16 protein-coding genes and 1 pseudogene are annotated in these 18,264 nt (G+C 41.2%); 16 read left to right on the forward strand and 1 reads right to left on the reverse strand.

From position 1 onward, the window contains the following. Window positions 1–8: 8 nt before the first annotated feature. Window positions 9–1,889: an RNA polymerase sigma factor RpoD gene (rpoD, locus tag Q0117_RS04235; RefSeq protein ID WP_297922988.1), complete on the reverse strand. Its 1,881-nt coding sequence runs from the start codon at window positions 1,887–1,889 to the stop codon at window positions 9–11. A gap of 405 nt (window positions 1,890–2,294) precedes the next feature. On the opposite strand from rpoD, the gene Q0117_RS04240 reads away from it, so the two are divergent. The 16 genes and pseudogenes from Q0117_RS04240 to cas3 all read left to right on the forward strand — a co-directional run bounded on the left by Q0117_RS04240 (window position 2,295) and on the right by cas3 (window position 18,212). After that, window positions 2,295–2,777, forward strand: a complete 483-nt coding sequence (locus Q0117_RS04240; protein WP_297922991.1) for a 3-isopropylmalate dehydratase small subunit — start codon at window positions 2,295–2,297, stop codon at window positions 2,775–2,777. 9 nt (window positions 2,778–2,786) lie between these two features. Then, window positions 2,787–3,857 (forward strand): 3-isopropylmalate dehydrogenase, encoded by a 1,071-nt coding sequence (gene leuB / locus Q0117_RS04245; protein WP_297922994.1) that lies wholly within the window; start codon window positions 2,787–2,789, stop codon window positions 3,855–3,857. Between the two features lie 9 nt (window positions 3,858–3,866). Further along, the gene (locus Q0117_RS04250) at window positions 3,867–4,109 is read left to right on the forward strand and encodes a hypothetical protein (protein WP_297922998.1); all 243 of its coding nucleotides are present in this window, start codon (window positions 3,867–3,869) and stop codon (window positions 4,107–4,109) included. Further along, window positions 4,102–5,460, forward strand: a complete 1,359-nt coding sequence (locus Q0117_RS04255; RefSeq protein WP_297923000.1) for a hypothetical protein — start codon at window positions 4,102–4,104, stop codon at window positions 5,458–5,460. The genes Q0117_RS04250 and Q0117_RS04255 overlap by 8 nt, the downstream gene beginning before the upstream one ends. Continuing rightward, window positions 5,420–6,541 (forward strand): CCA tRNA nucleotidyltransferase, encoded by a 1,122-nt coding sequence (locus tag Q0117_RS04260; protein ID WP_297923003.1) that lies wholly within the window; start codon window positions 5,420–5,422, stop codon window positions 6,539–6,541. The genes Q0117_RS04255 and Q0117_RS04260 overlap by 41 nt, the downstream gene beginning before the upstream one ends. 49 nt (window positions 6,542–6,590) lie before the next feature. Next, on the forward strand, window positions 6,591–7,349 hold the full coding sequence (locus Q0117_RS04265) for a hypothetical protein (protein WP_297923006.1): 759 nt from the start codon (window positions 6,591–6,593) through the stop codon (window positions 7,347–7,349). Further along, window positions 7,342–7,830 carry a tRNA (cytidine(34)-2'-O)-methyltransferase gene (locus Q0117_RS04270; protein ID WP_297923033.1) on the forward strand — a complete coding sequence of 163 codons (489 nt, stop codon included), beginning with the start codon at window positions 7,342–7,344 and terminating at the stop codon, window positions 7,828–7,830. Before Q0117_RS04265 ends, Q0117_RS04270 begins: the two co-directional genes overlap by 8 nt. Next, complete coding sequence (locus Q0117_RS04275) at window positions 7,818–9,179, forward strand: endonuclease/exonuclease/phosphatase family protein (RefSeq protein WP_297923009.1); 1,362 nt, start codon at window positions 7,818–7,820, stop codon at window positions 9,177–9,179. Before Q0117_RS04270 ends, Q0117_RS04275 begins: the two co-directional genes overlap by 13 nt. Continuing rightward, window positions 9,176–9,310: a hypothetical protein gene (locus tag Q0117_RS04280; RefSeq protein ID WP_291937682.1), complete on the forward strand. Its 135-nt coding sequence runs from the start codon at window positions 9,176–9,178 to the stop codon at window positions 9,308–9,310. The genes Q0117_RS04275 and Q0117_RS04280 overlap by 4 nt, the downstream gene beginning before the upstream one ends. Beyond that, window positions 9,294–11,321 (forward strand): glycine--tRNA ligase subunit beta, encoded by a 2,028-nt coding sequence (gene glyS, locus Q0117_RS04285; RefSeq protein WP_297923012.1) that lies wholly within the window; start codon window positions 9,294–9,296, stop codon window positions 11,319–11,321. Before Q0117_RS04280 ends, glyS begins: the two co-directional genes overlap by 17 nt. 72 nt (window positions 11,322–11,393) lie before the next feature. Further along, window positions 11,394–12,095 (forward strand): CRISPR-associated endoribonuclease Cas6, encoded by a 702-nt coding sequence (locus Q0117_RS04290; protein ID WP_297923016.1) that lies wholly within the window; start codon window positions 11,394–11,396, stop codon window positions 12,093–12,095. A gap of 428 nt (window positions 12,096–12,523) precedes the next feature. Next, window positions 12,524–13,918, forward strand: a complete 1,395-nt coding sequence (locus Q0117_RS04295; RefSeq protein WP_297923019.1) for a TM1802 family CRISPR-associated protein — start codon at window positions 12,524–12,526, stop codon at window positions 13,916–13,918. A 1-nt stretch (window position 13,919) separates the two neighbouring features. Further along, entirely contained in the window at window positions 13,920–14,093 is a 174-nt protein-coding gene (locus tag Q0117_RS04300) for a hypothetical protein (protein WP_297923022.1), read from the forward strand. 241 nt (window positions 14,094–14,334) lie between these two features. Beyond that, window positions 14,335–15,205: pseudogene (cas7b, locus tag Q0117_RS04305) on the forward strand (type I-B CRISPR-associated protein Cas7/Csh2). Window positions 15,206–15,210: 5 nt separating this feature from the next. Next, entirely contained in the window at window positions 15,211–15,951 is a 741-nt protein-coding gene (locus Q0117_RS04310; protein WP_297923025.1) for a CRISPR-associated protein Cas5, read from the forward strand. Continuing rightward, complete coding sequence (gene cas3, locus Q0117_RS04315) at window positions 15,951–18,212, forward strand: CRISPR-associated helicase Cas3' (protein WP_297923030.1); 2,262 nt, start codon at window positions 15,951–15,953, stop codon at window positions 18,210–18,212. The genes Q0117_RS04310 and cas3 overlap by 1 nt, the downstream gene beginning before the upstream one ends. Window positions 18,213–18,264: the final 52 nt, after the last annotated feature.

An 18,264-nucleotide genomic window follows, 5' to 3' on the forward strand; every position in this document is an offset into this window, starting at 1 on the left:
GTTTTGTTCTAGCTCTCGATATAGGTTTTTAGTTTGCGGCCGATCTTTGGGTGTTTTAGCTTTTTGATCGCCGAGCTTTCGATCTGGCGGACGCGCTCGCGAGTGATGTTGAGCTCCTTGCCGATCTCTTCGAGCGTGCGGTCGCTCTCGTCGTCAAGTAGTCCGAATCGCATGCGGATCACCGTGCGCTCGCGGTCATTGAGCTGTTCTAAGATATCGTCGATCTGCTCTTTGAGATCGGATTTTAAAATTTGCTCGATCGGCGAAACCGAGCTTTTGTCCTCGACAAAATCGCCGAATTTACCGTCGTCCTCGTTTCCGATCGGCGCTTCTAGGCTGATCGGCTCCTTTGTGATTTTGATGACCTGCTTTACCTTATCGACGCTAAGACCTACCTCTTGCGCGATGACGTTGATATCGGGCTCCTTGCCGCCTTCTTGCATATATTTGCGCGTGATTTTATTAATTCGATTTATAGTCTCAATCATATGGATCGGGATGCGGATCGTGCGCGCTTGATCGGCGATGGCGCGGCTGATCGCTTGGCGGATCCACCACGTCGCGTATGTCGAAAATTTATAGCCGCGCTTGTATTCAAATTTATCCACCGCCTTCATGAGCCCGATGTTGCCCTCCTGGATGAGGTCTAAAAACGGCAGCCCGCGGTTGGTGTAGCGCTTGGCGATAGAGACGACCAGGCGCAGGTTGGACTTCGCCATGCGCGCCTTTGCGTTATCACTGATGCGCTTGCCGCGCTTGATCTGCTCTAAAATTTCTTTTAGCCGCTCGGGCTCGAGGTTGAAGCTTTTTTTGCTCGCTTCTTTTGTCAAAAAGAGCTTTTTTATATCGACGTAGGTCGAGACCATCGTAGCTTCCGGCACGCGCGCGATAATGTCGTCTTTGCTGAGCTTTGTGATATCTTTTAGGATTTTTTTGTGATTTTCGCGCAGTTCGGCGCTAAACATCGGCAGCTTGTACTCTAGGCGCTTGAGCTCCTTTTCAAAGCCCTCGTCGCTTTTTAGCGCGGTCTCCATCGATTTTACGATCTCGGTGATGAGCTTGCTCGTAGGCCCCAGATCCATGAGCTTTTCTTTTAAAATTTTCTTTTTAAATGCCAAGTTTAGCTTCGATAAAATTCCCTTGCTCTGCTTAATCGCTTCGGCGTTTTTCTCGGCGAATTTCATCCAGTCTTTTTTGGCTTTTTCAAGAGCCTTAAAGCTTTCAATGACCTTTAGAGCACGCTTATCGTTCTTTTTGGATCGCCTTTGCTTCGCCTCGTCCGCGCTCTCCTCATCCTCCTCGTCGTCGTAATCCTCCTCCGATAGTTCCTCTTCGTCCTCCTCTTCACCCTCTTCGTCGCTGTCGTCAAAGCTCTTGAAAAGCTCCTTGACGCGGCGCTCGCGGTTGATGAGTGGCTCTTTATAGTCTAAAATGAAATCTATTAAGTACGGCACTGAGCAAAACGCGTCGATGATGATGTCCTCGCCGAGCTCGATTTTTTTGCTGATCTCGATCTCTTCTTCTTTCGTTAACAGCGGGATCTGTCCCATTTCACGCAGATACATCCGCACCGGGCTGTCCGAACGGCTCCACTCCAAAAGCTCGACGTCGCTGGATAGGTCAAACTCCTCATCCCAGCCCTCGTCCAGCAGCTTTTTTTGCGTGGCTTCTTTGAGTTTCGCGTCCTCTAAATTTTTGATTTTGGAGATTTCTGCGGCGGAGATCAGCTCGACGTCAAATTTTTTCGTAAGCGCTTCGACCTTCTTAACGGCCGTCGCGGTGGGGGCTTTGTCGAAAAATTTTATCAGTCTTTCGTAGGTGATGTAGCTTTTTTGATTGTCGTCGAAAAATTGCTCGATGGGGCTTAGGGCGTCTTTTGAGCTCGCCATAAAATCTCCTTGTGTCGTTGTGTATTTGTTTTGGAAAATCGGATTATACCGAAACGCTCTTTATTTTTCCTTATATACGGCGCAAATAGTCTAAATTTAATAATTTTTCAAATCCTAAAAATTAGGCTAAATTTTAAAATTTAGGTTATATTTTTAGCTAAATTTAAGATTGCTCTCTAAAATTCCGCGTTCGCAAGACGAAAATTAGCGCACCGAAATTCCGCCTCCTTCACGTTGCCGCTTTAAAATTTAACGCCTACGCACTTCCTATCTCTGCGCTTTGGCGTTTAAATTTAGCCCTAAATTCTAGGCGAGGAATTCCACCATCATATCGGAGCGATTGAGCGGATTTTAATAAATTTGTCGGTAAAATCGTGCATCTATTTTAAAATTTAAGGCGGAAATATGGCAAAAGTATGGAAATTCGGAGATGATATCGACACCGACATCATTATCGCGGCGCGCTACCTAAATACCTCCGATGCGGCGGTGCTTGCGACGCACATCATGGAGGATGCGGACAAGGATTTTTCGTCCAAAATCGCTCGCGGCGACATCATCGTAGCGGGGAAAAATTTCGGCTGCGGCAGCTCGCGCGAGCACGCTCCGATGGCGCTTAAGGCCGCCGGAATTTCATGCGTGATCGCAAAAAACTTCGCTAGGATTTTTTATCGAAACAGCTTCAATACGGGCTTTTTGATCCTCGAATGCGACGAGACGGATAAGATCGCGCAGGGCGACGAGCTTAGCATTGATCTGAAGGGCGGCTTAATTAAAAATTTAACTCAAAAAACTGAGTATAAATTCGGCGCGATCCCCGAGTTTATGCAAAAACTCCTCGATGCCGGGGGAGCGATAAATTATGCAAAAACAAAGATAAACTTGTAAGGAATTTGGATGAAAAAGTACGACGTATGCGTGATAAAAGGCGACGGAATCGGCCCTGAGATCATCGAAGAAGCGATCAAGGTGCTGGATGCCGTAAGCCATAAATTTAACTTTGAGCTAAATTTTGACTACCGCTTGATGGGCGGCGCGGCGATCGATATTATGGGCGTTCCGCTTCCGGATGAAACACTAAATACCGCTAAATCGAGCGATGCGGTGCTTTTCGGTGCGATCGGCGGCGCGAAATGGGACAGCTTGCCGCGTGAACTACGACCTGAAAGCGGGCTGCTTAAAATCCGCAAAGAGCTTGGAGCGTTTGCAAATTTGCGCCCTGCGATGATTTTTGATGAGTTAATAAACGCTTCGACGCTAAAGCCGGAGATCATCAAAGGCGTCGATATAATGGTGGTGCGCGAGCTTACGGGCGGGATTTATTTCGGGCAGCCGCGCGTTAAAAACGAAAAGGATGCGCTAAATACGATGTGCTACAACGTCTCTGAGATCGAGCGCGTCGCAAAAGTTGCCTTTGAGGCTGCGCTTTTGCGAAACAAAAAGATAACGCTCGTGGATAAGGCTAACGTGCTTGAAACAAGCCAGCTGTGGCGCGAGGTCGTAAGCGAGCTAGCCAAAAATTATGCGGGGATAAATTTAGAATTTATGTACGTAGATAACGCCGCGATGCAGCTCGTGCGGGCGCCTGCGCAGTTTGATGTGATTTTGACGGAGAATTTGTTCGGCGATATTTTAAGCGACGAGGCGAGTATGATCTGCGGCTCGATCGGGCTGCTTCCGAGTGCGAGTATCGGCGGCAAGGTAGGAATTTACGAGCCGATCCACGGCAGCGCGCCCGACATCGCGGGGCAGGGGATCGCAAACCCGATCGCTACGATCTTAAGCGCTGCGATGATGCTAAAATACGCATTCGGCGAAAATGAAGCCGCAGCTGCGATCGAGCTTGCCGTGCGCGCTGTGCTTCGCGACGGATACCGCACCAAGGACATCGCGCAGTACGATGCCAAAGAAATTTGCTCGACCGCAGAGATCGGCTCGATCATCGCAGATTACGCGGCTAAGGCTTAGGAGCCAGCTTTGAATGGCGCACTAACATACGCTATGGAGCTTGAGAAAAAAGGCGATATCTACGGCGCAATGCAGATTTGTCGCGGTATTTTACGCGATAATCCGCAAGATGGCGATGCGGCGGTGCTTTTTGCGCGGCTAAATTTAAATCATCGAGTAAGCTCTGGCGTCAATATGGCGATGCTGGAGCGCTTTTTAAGCGTCGATGCGAGCAAACAAGCGGAATTTAAGAGGTGGCTAATTGATGTATGAAAATGAACTGGAAGATATCATCGAAGCAGTAAATGAGATGAAAGCACAAAAGCGCGCGCAAGATTTGGCGGCGCAGCAAGAGGGGGCTGTGAATGCAAACAGCGCTGAAGCAGAAGCGCAGACTTCGCAGTATGCTTTAAGCCCCACTTCTTTTGCGCCAGTTCCCATTGCACCTGATGCCTTAAATTCTATATCTGCGCCGGATATCGCCTCACCAAACGCGCAAAATTTTACTTCCTTGGATACCAAAAATTTCACTTCGCGCTTTGTTTCATCGGACGCTTTAAATTCCACCCTAGATCGTTCAAATGCCCTGGCACGCAGGAACTCTGCACATAGCAGCACGGAATTTGCAGCGGACGCTACTTTAAAAAAATCTGCTGTAAAAGATGAAAATTTTACTTTTTTCAGCGAGGAGAATTTTAAGAACTCTGATCTTACAGGCGGTCAAAATTCTGCGGCTTCCGCCTCCCCAAACGGAGAGAATTTTAAAAATTCTGCTTCTGCAAGCGGCAAAGATTCCGCAAATTCAACCTTTGCAAACGATGAAATTTTAAAAAGCTCCGCCGCAAAATTTGACGAAAGCTTTCGTGATTTATCGGGCATTGCAGGCGAAATTTACGATAGTTTAGGCAGCGATATGAATGGGTTTGTTTCGGCGCAAAGCAGGGACGCAAACATGGCGCAAAGCTCTGCTGAAAGTAAAGATTTTGAATTAGCGCTAAATTCTACGGATGACGACTCCCAAAGTGAGCAAGATTTGACGCCTCGTATTTTAGGCGCGCATTTTAAGGAGCTAAGCAATGACGATTTTGGGTCTGGCTCTGATTTCAAAGAAAACGAAGCTGACGATTATTTCGGTACGGCGCATTCTAAAAAGCAGGATTTTTCGTCGCTTCAAGCTCAAAATTCCGCCGTGCTAAATATCCGCAATGTTGCCACGCAGCAGCAAAATTTCGTTTCTCAGTCACAGAATTTTACGATGCCTGGGGTGCGAGGTGATGAGCTCGCCACGCCGCAGCTTCGTAATTCCACCGCGCAGGATATGCAAGCGGGAGGTTTTGCCTCTTATGGTGCTCAAAATTCCGCCTTGCACCAGCCTGAGGAAGCGCGACATCTCGGGGCCGCGAGACAAGCGGGCGACAAATCAAAATATCTCGCAAATGCAGATTTCAAAATTTCAAGCGAAGCGGAGTTTTTGAGCGCGATAAAAGAGCGGATTTTAGTGCTTTTTGAGGGGCTGAACGCTTTTGAGAAGGGCGATTTGAACGCGCGCGTGGAGTTAAATTTAAAATTTATGGAATTTTTGCTTGCAAGTATCGAAAACCGACTTGAAAATCTATCAAAATAACGATTTCATCGCGCTTTTAGATTATCTTAAAAAATTTAGCTCACGCATATATCTGGTAGGCGGCTGCGTGCGCGATCATTTTTTGGGGCGGGCGAGCGCTGATGTGGATGTGGAACTTTACGATGTGGATCCGCGCCGTTTCGAGCAAATTATGCATGGCTTCGGCGCACAGGGCGTCGGCAAAAGCTACTTCGTTTATAAATATAAAAGCTTCGACATCTCGCTTCCGCGCACCGAAAGCAAGACGGGTGTCGGGCACAAGGGCTTTAGTGTCGCTTTGGCTACGGACGAACGCGATGCTAGTAGGCGGCGCGATTTTACGATCAATGCGATGATGATAGACGCTATAAGCGGCAAAGTGCTCGATTTTTACGGCGGGCTTGCGGATCTGCATGCGAGGATTTTGCGAGTGGTCGATCCGCACACTTTCGTGGAGGATAGCTTGCGGGTGTATCGCGCGGTGCAGTTTGCTGCAAGATTTAAGCTTCGCGCCGAGCCGCGCACCTTAGAGCTCATGCGTAGTATCGACGCTAGCGATCTTAGTTGCGAGCGCATTAAAGCGGAGCTGATTAAATTTTTTCGTGCACCTGCGCACCGATACGGGATGATGCTAATGCAAGAGCTAGGGCTTTATGAGCGGGTTTTTGGATTGCAGATTGATACGCGTACGCACGAGCGACTGATGCAATTCATAGAGCGCGGCGAATCTTTCGTAAGAAATGAAATGTTTTTTTTATATGCGTTTTTGAATTTTTTAGGATTAGATAAAAATAAGATTTTAAAGAATTTAGGGCTAAATTCTCTTTATAAAAGGCTACTTAGCGAGCCGTTTTTTAAGCGGGTAAGCGACGAGCAGCTATGCAAAATCGCTCTAAAAATGCCGCTTAAGCAGTGGCTCGGGCTGTATTGTAAAGGTAGGGTGCAAGCAGCGAAGCGGCTTGGGATTTGGGATAAGAAATTTAAGAGCTTGATTTGCGCTGCGGATGTCGCTCGCAACCTGCGCGGCGCTGCGATCGGCAAGGAGATCGAGAGGCTGCAAGAAGCGGAGATTAGGGCATTTGTAGCGGCTTTAAAAGCGTAAATTTAGAGAGATTTTTGTAAAATCGCCGTTTTATTTAGGAGCTAGTTTTATGAAAAAATTCTATCGTCGCGACGAAATTTACGCGTTTTGCAAGAATGCTGCGTATTTGCAAAAGCGCGCTTTTTGCTTTGATCGCAGGCGAAATCTCATGATTTTTACTGCGCGAAATTTTATCTTTTGCGATGAGCGAAATTTAAATTTTTGCGGCGTAAAATTTCATAGCGAAAAGCTTGGCCCAGTAGAATTTTATGACGTGGAATTTTACCTATTAAAATTTCATCCATCGTGCCGCCACTCTGAAAAAGCCCAAGAGGCGAAGTTTTATGGATCGAGAGAATTTCGCATATCGCATCGCTGCGGCGAGAAATTATACGAGCCGTGCAGCAGCGAGACGGAATTTCACGGCTCGCATTACAGCGAGATGAAATTTTGCAGATTAGGGCATCTTGGCACAAAATCTCACAGCCTGCGTCATATTAAACGCATTAAAGCAAAATTTAGCGAGCCGTATTGCGCGTCCTGTGCTATGGGAGCAGTTGCCTCGCCGCACCACAAAAAAATGCAAGAGCCGTGTCGCTGCAAGGAGAGATCTAAAGTCCTGCAGTATCGCAAAATCACGGACCTAAATTTTATTTCACAGAATTTCAAATTATGGAATTTTGCCCATTTAAATTTGCAAGGCTTTACTGCGCAAAATTCCAAGCCGCGTAATTTGGCTTTGCAAAATTTTAAATCTCAAAACCTTGTCTCGCGGAATTTTAAATCGCAAAATTCTACCCGTTCAAAATCGGTGATTTTTGATGTTTAATATCGTGTTAGTATATCCGCAGATCCACACAAACACCGGTTCCATCGGGCGTATGTGCGTCAATGCTGGGTGTCCTTTGCATCTGATTAAGCCGCTAGGATTCCTCATCGACGATAAGCATCTGCGCCGCGCGGGACTCGATTATTGGGCAAATTTAGATCTTAAAATTTGGGAAAATTGGGATGAGTTTATGGTGGCGAACGAGAAATTTAAACAGCGCTTCTTTTTTGCGACGACGAAGACGAACAAGCTCTACTACGAGGCGAAATTCAAGCCCGGCGATTTTTTGATTTTCGGCTCTGAAGGGCACGGGCTGCCGCTTGAGATCATGCGCACAAACCGCGAAAACTGCATCACGATCCCGATGAGCGGGGCGGGGCGCAGTTTAAATTTAGCCACCAGCGTGGGTATCGTAACCTACGAAGCGATCCGCCAAAACATCGATAAATTCGACTTTAGGAGCGCGGTTTGCGAGTTTTAGCGCTACTTTTTGCGATGTTTTTCTGCGGCGCGAGTGCGGCGGAGCTGAAGATCGCATCGTTTAATGTGCAAAATTTATTCGACGGCGTAAACGACGGCACGGAGTACGCGGATTTTGAGATCGGGCGCGGAAGCTGGAGCGAGCAAAAATACGAGCGCAAGCTGCAAGCGGTAGCGGACGAGATAAGCGCGCTTAATGCCGATATTTTGGGGCTGCAAGAGATCGAAAACGAAGCGGTGCTAAAAGCACTTGCGCAGAAGGCGGGCTATAAATTCTACGCTTTTTCTCGCGCGCAGACTGCACCTGCGGGCGTGGCGGTGATGTCGCGCATACCGATAAAATTTCAAAAAACTTACCGCCCGACAGAGCTTAAAACACGAGATATTTTGCGCGCTGATTTTGCGCTTGGCGGCACTGATTTTAGCTTTTATGTCGTACATATGCTCTCTGCACGCAATCCGCTAAGCGAGCGCAGGCGAAATTTCGCCTTTTTACGCGAGGTTTTGCAAGGGCACCAACGCGCTATCGTAGCGGGAGATTTTAATACGAATTTCGGGCGAAATTCTTTGCTAAACGAGCTTATCGAGTCCGACGGATTTAGTGATTTATGGGCGCTACATCCCTGCTCGCAGCTAAAACATTTTGGCTCTTGTGAATCTCATGAAAGCGGCGCAGTGCTAGATCATATCTTGCTTAGCGACGATTTTTTTAGTAGCGAGCCTGGATATAAAAAGGACAGCTTCGCTGTTGCTAAATCCTCTACCGCTTCGGATCATTTCCCGATTAGCTTCATTCTGACGGACGGGGGCGCTTTAAAATCTACGCCGAAAAAGCAAGAATTTTTAGCTAAAAATACTGCTAGTGCCGCAAAGACCGTCACGATAGAGGAGCTTTATGGGCGCATTATAAGTGAGCCTGTGTTGATAAAAAGCGCAGTCGTGAGCTTTACAAACCGCCACGGCTTTGCGATCTCCCAAGATGGAAGCGGAGTTTTTGTCTATGGCGGCAGCGGGCTGCAGCTAGGCGATAAACTCGATCTGCTAGTAAAAAAGACGAAATTTTATAAGCAAAGCTTTGAAATCGACGATTTTGAGATCGTATCTAGAAGCGGCAACGTAGGCTCTATCGCGCCATACGTTTTGCCTAGCGCATCGGTGCGGCAGCTGCGCGCAGGAGATGTGATAAGCACGATCAAAGGCGACGTTAAAGACGGCATAATTGATCTAAAAAGCGCGGGAGAGTTTAGAATTTTTCGCAAAAGCGCTCCTGTACAAAACGGCAAAAATTTAGAATTTAAAAATGCCTATTTTACGATTTATAAAGGGCAAAAGGAATTTATAGTAGAATGATACACGCCGTTATAACCGCACTTTTCGTGCTTTTTATGATATTTATGATCGTAGGATTTAACCGCGAAATGATGGAGAAAAACGAAAAACGAAATCAACGAAAAAAGGATAAAGATGGAACTACTCATTGAGATTGGGGTCGAGGAGCTGCCTGCGATCCCGTTTTTAAAAGAGCGTGCGAATATCGCGCCAAAATGGCGCGCGGTACTTGAGGCTAACCGCATAAATAGCGACTTTCGCTTCGAATTTAGCCCGCGTAGATTTGTGCTATTTCACGAGGATTTTCCACAACGCGGCGATGATGCGCAGATCATAAGCACGGGCGCGCCAAAATCCGTCGCGCTCAAAGACGGCGCGTGGAGCCCTGCAGCGCTAAGTTTTGCTAAAAAATGCGGCATAAGCGAAAGCGAGCTGGAATTTCGGCAGATAGGCGGCAAAGAGGTGCTCTACCACGCTGCGGTGCAAAAGGGGCGTGATAGTCGTGAAATCCTAGGCGAAATGATAGAGGAGTTTTTACGATCGCTAAATTTTGGACGCGCAATGCGCTGGGGTAGCGGTGAGTTTGAGTTTATCCGTCCGATAAGAAGCATAGCCTGCGTTTTGGGCGGAGAGAACGTAGATTTTGAAATTTATGGCGTAAGAAGCACGGCTGCATTTTTTCCGCACCGAAAATTTGGCTATGAAGCGATTAAATTTAAAGACGCCGCAGATTATTTCGCACTGCTGGAGCGTAACGGCGTAATTTTAAGCGAGCAAAAAAGAAAAGATAAAATTCTAAGCGAGTTTGCAAAGCTCGAAAAAAAGCATGGCTTTAAGATCGAGGTCGATCCTGCGTTGCTGGATGAAGTAACGGCTATCACTGAGTATCCGACGGCGCTACTAGGCAGTTTTGAGCGAGATTTTTTAAGCGTACCAAAAGAGGTCATCATTACTTCGATGAAGGAGAATCAGCGCTATTTTCCCGTTTTCGAGGGTAAAAACTTAAGCAATCACTTCGTTGTCGTTAGCAATGCGATCACCGATGATGACGAGCTAGTGGTACGCGGCAATGAAAAAGTTTTACGCGCGCGCCTAAGCGATGCTATGTTTTTTTGGAAGAGCGATTTGCAAGCGGAATTTAGCCCTGAAAAACTTAAGCAAATTTCCTATATGCAAGCCCTTGGCTCGGTTTATGATAAGCAAGTGCGCGAGCTAGCCGTAGCAAAGGCACTGAGCGCGGATTATGCTACACAGATTGAGGCGGAGATCGGCAAAAAGGATTTTGCGCAGGATATAGAAAATGCCGTAATGTTTAGTAAAGCAGATCTTAGCAGCACGATGGTGGGCGAATTTAGCGAGCTTCAAGGCATTATGGGTAGTTACTATGCCGCACACGCTGGACTAGCAGAGCATATATGCCGCGCGATACGCGAGCAATATCTGCCTAGCGGCGAGGATAGCGAGCTGCCAAGCGGTGTATTTAGTAGCGTAATCGCTGTGGCTATGAAATTTGAAACGCTCCTGGGGCTTTTTAGCATCAATAAAGTTCCAAACGGCAATAAAGATCCGTATGCGCTTCGCCGTGCAGCTACGGGGCTAATTAAAATTTTACTAAATCAAGGATTGAGCTTTGATGCAAATGTGATGGCGCAGAAGCTGGCGCCAAATTATAAGAAATTTGACATTTCTAAGCTATTGGATTTTATAAAAGATAGGTTATATGGAATTTTTGACGAGATAAATCCGTCCGTGATCAAGGCGTGCATCGCAAGCGGCGAAAACGATCTATTACGACTAAGCAAGGCTATAAAAGCTCTGGGCGAGATCGCAGCAGCGACGGATTTCGGGGAAAATTTTGCGACCTTTAAGCGCCTAGCCAATATCATCAAGGACGAAAAAATAGGCGCGGTGGACGAAAACCTATTCGAACACGACGCTGAGCGTGCGCTAAATGTGGCGTTCAGGGCGATTAAGCTCAACGAAAACGACGTGAGTGGGTATCTGCGCTCACTATTTGGGCTTAAAGGCGTGATTGATGATTTTTTCGATAACGTAATGATAAACGTCAAGGATGCCGCGATACGCGCAAATCGTATCGCAAATATCGGACAAATTTATCGCGCGTTTTTGCAGTTTGCCGATATCAAAGAGATAGGATTTTAATCCCACTTAGAGCTCGTTTGCCCAAGGTTTACACGAACCTTGGGCAAAATTTTACCGCGCAAAGGAGTGCAAATGCTAATCATCAACGCAAAATTACCAACTAAAAATCTAAAAATCACAAAATCTCTCTCGCAGCTGATTCAGGGCTTTCTTTATCGCTACTTGCCGGCTTCAGAGCACGTAGGATATAGGCACGAATCAAGCGGTAAAATTTTTAAACGCACGGTGTTTGATTTTATCTTGCGAGGAGAGGACTTGCGCGTGCGATTTGCTTCATGCGAGCCGGAGTTTGAACGTAAAATCGCGCTAGCAGTGCTAAAAGACGGGCTAAGCTTGGGTGAAATTCTATTTACGCAAACTACCGTCAAAGCGAAAAATTATAAAATTTGCGAGAACGAAGCTATTGTGCAAGGCTACGTGGCGTGCGCAGTAAGCGGGCTTTTGGGGCATAAGGTTTATTTGCAGCCGCAAGATAGTAGGCATTTAGAGATGATGAAGACGAATATTTTACAGCGATTTGAAACGATTATGGGGCGAAAATATGATGGCGAAATGGAGTTAAATTTATTGTGGCAAAAGCTGGGTGAATCTGTGAAATTCTATTATGGCAACAATCGCGAGCCGGTATATGCGTGGCAGGCAAGATGGAAAATTGTAGCTAATGCAGAACTAATCAATTTGATCCTTAGTACGGGCGCTGGAAGCGGGTGCATGAACTACGGAGTAGGGGTTTTGGAGGTTGTAAAGCAAAAAGAACAAGATCACAACCTTTAAAACAATAATTTTAAATCCCAACGGGAAACCTTATTCTTTAATCTGCATTATAACACGATTTTTATCAAAATAAAAGGGCATTTTAACCTTTAAAACAATATAACTTGACATATATTTTATTTTGTGCTTTAATGAGGTAAAAGAATAAGGAGTTATATTTGAAAACCAAAAAGGTTCTTAATCGCATGGGAAAATACATATTGTGCATTTTATGTATATTTTTTAGCCCTATCGTAGATGTTAAAATATTTGACATAAATTTGGGGGCAGATAGAGTTCAGTATTTATTGCAATTAGTTTCTGAATCACAATAAAATATGCCTCTTAATGCCTTAATCTTATTCTGATTTCAAATCTAGAATAATTTTAGAAATATTTAAGTAAAATGGTCGTAAAATTAATTAAAATACTTAAGGTAAAAATAAAATATGGGATTGGCTCATAAACTCTATAAAATTGGCAACCTGTTAAGTGACGACGATGTTAAGGCTATGATTAAAAGTTCCAATTTTAAGGATAGTGACCATATAACTTTGGCTATTGATTTTAAAATTGAGAACGGGAGGCTTCTTAGTACTCCAAGGCTATCACGAACTTCATTAGACACCATAAAAACATTTTTTACAAAAAAGATAGGTGGAACTAGTAATTCATATTATTTATACCCAAACTACGAGTATCAAAACGAGAAAGATTTATATAAAAAATTCCAAGCTATCTCGCATACCTTACAAAATTCCATTTTAATCTATTCAAATCCACAAAATCATAGTTTAGCAAAGATTGTTTTTGATTATATAGATAACTACAAAAATGATGAACTTGGATTGAAAGACTTTAAGCAAGGCGATTATTTTCTGATTTTACTTATAAATGGCAAAAGTTTTTATGAGCTCATGCCGGAAGTTTTGCAAAATTATCTTAATGAATTTGTAAAGCCTCATATAGAGGACAAAAAAGGGAACGCTTTTTTAAAGGAGCAGATAGATATTGTTACCCAAGAAAAAGAACCTTGCGGGTATGATCCGAATATCAAGTTTTTTACTATGGATAACTATGATGATAAATTTAAAGAGCAATCCATAATCCGTCTTCCTATGTCAAAAAATACAGCACAATCAGTCAAAAAAGGCTGGATGTATGCGATAAACAATCTTAAATTTTATTACAAAGGATTAGAATATATAATAATTCCGTCTATGGTAAATTTTAACGAAGACATTTTTAGGGAAATGATAAATTTTCTTGAAAAATCAAATACTTTAAGTGATGAAGCTGCTAGGGAAGAGAGCTTTATTAGAAAATTGAATAAGCAAATAGAAAATTTCAAATATATTAATAGTTTTACGCTCGATATATTCTTTACGGAGGTGAATGTTACCAATTTATCTGTTAAAATATTTGCTACTCTTGAAGATGTTTTGCCAAGCAGGATAAGAAAGGTAGCGAATTTGATGCAAGAAGATCATATTACGGATGCTATGAAACGAGTTCAAGACGAGGATGATGATATCAGATTTGTATATTTAAAGGATTATTTTAGGATTACGGAACAGTTTGCTATATCTACAAATAGCATTGCAAATTTGAAAAATAAAATTTTACAAGAAAAAATATATTTAGCAAAATTGCTTTTAGGATATTTAAAAATAAGTTATCTCGAAGTTTTAAAGCGTTTTGAGCACTTTAGAGAGTTTGACGGTGAAAATAAAAGTAAATTGAAAGATGGCATAAAAGAGTGGATAATATATCCGAATATTTTTGTAGAAAGCGAAAATAAGGTTTTAAAATTTTTAAAAGATATAAATGCAATAAGGATGTAGAATGGAACTTTTTTCTGAATATTTTGAAAAATTATTGCTTGAGCAACCCGATTATTTTGAGAATGGCTTAATAAAAGGAGCTTATTTAATAGGCGCTTATTCAAAAGGTATTATCGATAGTTCGTATAATCCTAACGGGAAAGTTGTAAAAAAGAACGAGACGTTTAAAAAATGATTATCGACCAAAAGAATAACGGAATCAAATTTAAAAGCTATTTTTAATAAAGCAACCTATTTTGAGAAGTTATTTAGTCTAAATACTCCCAAAAATAATGATTTATCACAATTAGTTACCACTTATTTTATATACCCAAAAAATATAAGAGTAGCTCAACAGGAGATTTCTTTCGCTTTCATTAAAGGGTTTAATGATTATGCAAAATTTAAAAAAGAAAATCAAAAACAAGGAGAAGACAATGAGTGAGTTGGCAAAACATAGTGAAATTTTATTTTTATGGGATGCAAAAATGACTAATCCTAACGGCGACATGCTAAACGATAATGCACCAAGATACGATGAAAGCGATAGAAGGGCCGTCGTTAGCGATGTTAGAGTAAAAAGAACGATCAGAGATGATCTGTGCAATATAGAAAAGGTAAAACCGTATTTGTAAATAACGCAGAGCAGGTACAATCGGCAGAAACCAGATTTGCTGAGTTGAAGAGTGCTTTAAATGAAAAAGATGATAAGAAAGTTTTTTAAGCTGTATCGACAATAGACTTTTTGGAGGAATGGCACCCAAAAGCAATCTTCAAATTATAGGTACAGTGCAATTTTCTTGGGCTAAATCACTAAATGAAACAGAGACTATTTTATCACAAGGAACCGGTGCTTTTGGTAAAGACAATAGCTTAAATAAGACATTTAGAACCGATAATTATATACCTTATGGGCTGTTTGCAATGTATGGTACTATAAATTCTCTAAGTGCCGATAAAACGAATGCGAGCGAAGAAGATGTTGCCGATATGCTTGATTCTATGTGGCAAGGCACTAAATTGCTCAACACTAGGAGTAAAGTCGGACAAAAACCAAGAATGCTTATAAGGGTTATCTACAAAGATACTTATATGATAGGGCTACTTGATGAGCTTGTAAATATAGATAATGAGAACTCTCAACAGCTTCGTACTTTTAGCGAATGTGAATTAAATTTCTCGGCCCTTGTAAGGTCGTTAAAAAATATGAGTCAAAAAATAGAAAAAGTAGTAGTTTTTTATGATGATTCGGCTAAAAAGTATCTGGACAATTTTAAAAATTTAAATATAAATTTAGAGGCCAAATAACTGTAATGTTTGCATTTAAAATTTGGGGTAAATTTGCTTGTTTTAGAGATCCTTTGGGGATTAGTCAAAATATCACTTTACCCATCCCTCCAAAAACTACGGTTTGTAGTATGTTGGCAGCTGTACTTGGCATAGATAACTATTTAAACGATGATAGATTTGACGACTTTAAATATAGCGTAATCCCATGTACTCCTATTTTGAAAAAGAGTTTTTCACAAAATTATATAAACGACTATACTAAATTTACAAAGTCTCATCTAAATAGTTTGCTTAAATTTGATATGCAAAAAATCTCGCTTGGTTTGCGTGACAATAGAGCTCCTCAAAAACCAATAAATAGAGAACTCTTGATTTATCCTAAGTATATAATTTTTATTGATAAATTTAAGCTCGAAGACGAAGTGATTCATAATCTAAAAAATAGAATTTGTAAATTTTCATTTTATCTTGGTAATAGCGAATTCGCAGGCAATTTCGAATTCATAGAAATAACAAAATATGAAGAGAAAAAATTTGATGAAATTAATATAGATTCGTTCGTGCTTCAAGATGACGTAAAAAATATAGATTTTGAAGAAGGTATTTTATATTTTCCGATTAGTTTTGCGAGTGTTTTAACGCCAGAGAGGTCTCCTGCTTCGGGCGTAAATTTAATATTATCCAACAAGCAAATAAAAGCTAGAGATATTAAGATTTACGAGATAGTTTGCGTCGATGAAATTTATCATTGTAGATTTGTATAATGCAAATTTCAAACTCTTTTAACTCGCATCCTAAAAAATCATACAATTTTCATGTAAAAAATATAAGCGATAGTTTTGATGAAAGTGATCATAAAGAGACGGCATCCTTTCACGATATTGCCAAGATTGCACAGAGATTTCAAGATTATATAAATTTAGAAGTAGAAAATTTTCCCTCAAGAGAGGACTTCGAAAAAGCCCAACAAAAGCTAAAAACAACGCATACTCTAGAGAGTGCTTTTATATATTTTTTTATTAGAGTCGATAAAGATATAAATTTTTTAGCTAATTTTTTTACTATTCTAAAACATCATTCCGATTTGCCCGATCTTAAATCTTTCTTTAGCGAACTAGGCAATATAAAAGCAAAAATAAAAGATAAATTTAAAAAGATAGATGAAGTGATTTGTAGATCGAATTTAGAGGTAAAGCCCGATGTCAATGATTTTATTGACTATTTTTTAGATTTAGAGGCCGAGCTGGAAAAATATCAAATTTTAGATAACTACTTTATTTTTAAGAAGCGCTATTCGAGACTTATTTTGGCAGATAAATTTGAAGCTATTTTTTCTAAATCCTATAAAAATGTAGAAATTTTAAGTGAAGAAAAAATAGATCTTTATCTTAATAAGATAGAAGATATTATAACCTCAAAGCAAACTGGCAGTAAAAACAAATACAGAACAAAAGCGAAGGAACTTATTTTTCAAAATTTTAATCATAATACGCAAAAAGATAAGTTTTTGATTAAAGCGCCCACCGGTATAGGGAAAACGTTTTTGGCCCTAAATTTAGCACTGCAAATAGCTAAAATAAAAGGCAATAAAAGACGAATTATAACAGCTATACCATTTACCTCTATTATAGATCAAACACATAGCGAATATCAAAAGATAATATCGGATCAAAATGTACTAAAATATCATCACCTAACAAGCTATAAAAGTAGTAAAAGAGATAAAGAAAAAGATAATGAAGATGAGCAAGAGCAGTTTATGCAAAAAGTATTTTTGGCTGATATTTGGCATGAGAATTTTATCGTTACGACTTTCAATCAGCTATTTTACGTATTTTTTTCAAATCACAATAGAGATAATTTAAAACTAGAAACTTTGCGAGATAGTGTTATCATAATAGACGAGATACAAAATATCCCAAGAGTTTTATTGAAGCCGATTTCTGCCGCTTTTAATGAATTTACAAAAAGATACAATATCCACTTTATACTTATGTCTGCGACTATGCCTCATATTGCAGCAGAGCTTGAAAATTTTACCGAGCTTTCAAGCCCTGTTTTATACGAGCGAGATAGGGATAGATATGAGCTCGTTTATAAGCCAAATTTAAACGATTTTGACATCCTAAAAGATGAAATTTTATCCCATAAAGATAAAAGTGTGCTTTGTGTCGTAAATACCATCTCAAAAGCTAAAAAGCTATATGAGGTCATAAAAAATAAAAGCGAGAATAAAGATAGCGTCTATCTTTTGACTACGCACCAAATTCCACTTCACAGATTTGAGATTATTGACGAGATAAAAGTTAAATTAAGTAGTGGTAAAAAGATTATTTTGATTGCAACGCAGCTGATCGAGGCGGGAGTCGATCTTAGCTTTGATATAGGTTTTCGAGAGTTCGCTCCCTTTGGCTCTATTATTCAAGCTGCGGGTAGAGTAAATCGTGAAGGCTTGTCAGATAGGCCTGCAAAAGTTATAGTTTTTGATTATTTGGAAGGTAAATCATTTCCATATCACGATACGGATCTGCAAGAGGATAAGATAAAGGAAATTCTATCGCAAAATATAAAAGAGAGCGAAATTTATAATGTCTTAGATAGCTATTTTGAAAGTACAAAGAATGAAACGACTAGCGTAGATTTATTGCAATACGCTAAAAACCTGGAATTTCAAACATTATTTAAAAAATTTAATGAAAATTTTATGCCAAAACAGGAGTGGAAGGTTTCGCTTTTTGTAGAGCAGTATAGTGGGCATTTCGACAAGTTTTTAGATAATCGGGATAAATTGTTACAATCAAATGACGATAAATTTAAAATTATTGCAGAAATTAAAGATTCGGAAAAAGATTTGGGATTATATACTATATCCGTTGGTAAAAATTTACTAGAAGAACTTAAAAAAGATTATAAAACCACTTTAAAAGATTATTTTGGCAGATATATCTTACCGCCAGGCAATTTCTATAATAAATTTGATGGTTTTCTTCCTAAACTTACGATTGCCGAAGAGGTATTCTACTAATGTTTTGCAAAGACCAAATCACCGGCACGCTTGTGAATTATTACGTCACCTG

The organism is uncultured Campylobacter sp. (genome assembly GCF_937997535.1).
Lineage (GTDB): Bacteria > Campylobacterota > Campylobacteria > Campylobacterales > Campylobacteraceae > Campylobacter_B.

What these genes read in the sequence shown, in the direction of transcription:
- Q0117_RS04280 (WP_291937682.1), top strand. Translation starts at nt 9,176, where the DNA reads ATGATACACGCCGTTATAACCGCACTTTTCGTGCTTTTTATGATATTT.
- Q0117_RS04240 (WP_297922991.1), top strand. Translation starts at nt 2,295, where the DNA reads ATGGCAAAAGTATGGAAATTCGGAGATGATATCGACACCGACATCATT.
- Q0117_RS04295 (WP_297923019.1), top strand. Translation starts at nt 12,524, where the DNA reads ATGGGATTGGCTCATAAACTCTATAAAATTGGCAACCTGTTAAGTGAC.
- Q0117_RS04265 (WP_297923006.1), top strand. Translation starts at nt 6,591, where the DNA reads ATGAAAAAATTCTATCGTCGCGACGAAATTTACGCGTTTTGCAAGAAT.
- Q0117_RS04290 (WP_297923016.1), top strand. Translation starts at nt 11,394, where the DNA reads ATGCTAATCATCAACGCAAAATTACCAACTAAAAATCTAAAAATCACA.
- Q0117_RS04255 (WP_297923000.1), top strand. Translation starts at nt 4,102, where the DNA reads ATGTATGAAAATGAACTGGAAGATATCATCGAAGCAGTAAATGAGATG.
- glyS (WP_297923012.1), top strand. Translation starts at nt 9,294, where the DNA reads ATGGAACTACTCATTGAGATTGGGGTCGAGGAGCTGCCTGCGATCCCG.
- Q0117_RS04270 (WP_297923033.1), top strand. Translation starts at nt 7,342, where the DNA reads ATGTTTAATATCGTGTTAGTATATCCGCAGATCCACACAAACACCGGT.
- Q0117_RS04310 (WP_297923025.1), top strand. Translation starts at nt 15,211, where the DNA reads ATGTTTGCATTTAAAATTTGGGGTAAATTTGCTTGTTTTAGAGATCCT.
- Q0117_RS04300 (WP_297923022.1), top strand. Translation starts at nt 13,920, where the DNA reads ATGGAACTTTTTTCTGAATATTTTGAAAAATTATTGCTTGAGCAACCC.
- leuB (WP_297922994.1), top strand. Translation starts at nt 2,787, where the DNA reads ATGAAAAAGTACGACGTATGCGTGATAAAAGGCGACGGAATCGGCCCT.
- cas3 (WP_297923030.1), top strand. Translation starts at nt 15,951, where the DNA reads ATGCAAATTTCAAACTCTTTTAACTCGCATCCTAAAAAATCATACAAT.
- rpoD (WP_297922988.1), bottom strand. Translation starts at nt 1,889, where the DNA reads ATGGCGAGCTCAAAAGACGCCCTAAGCCCCATCGAGCAATTTTTCGAC.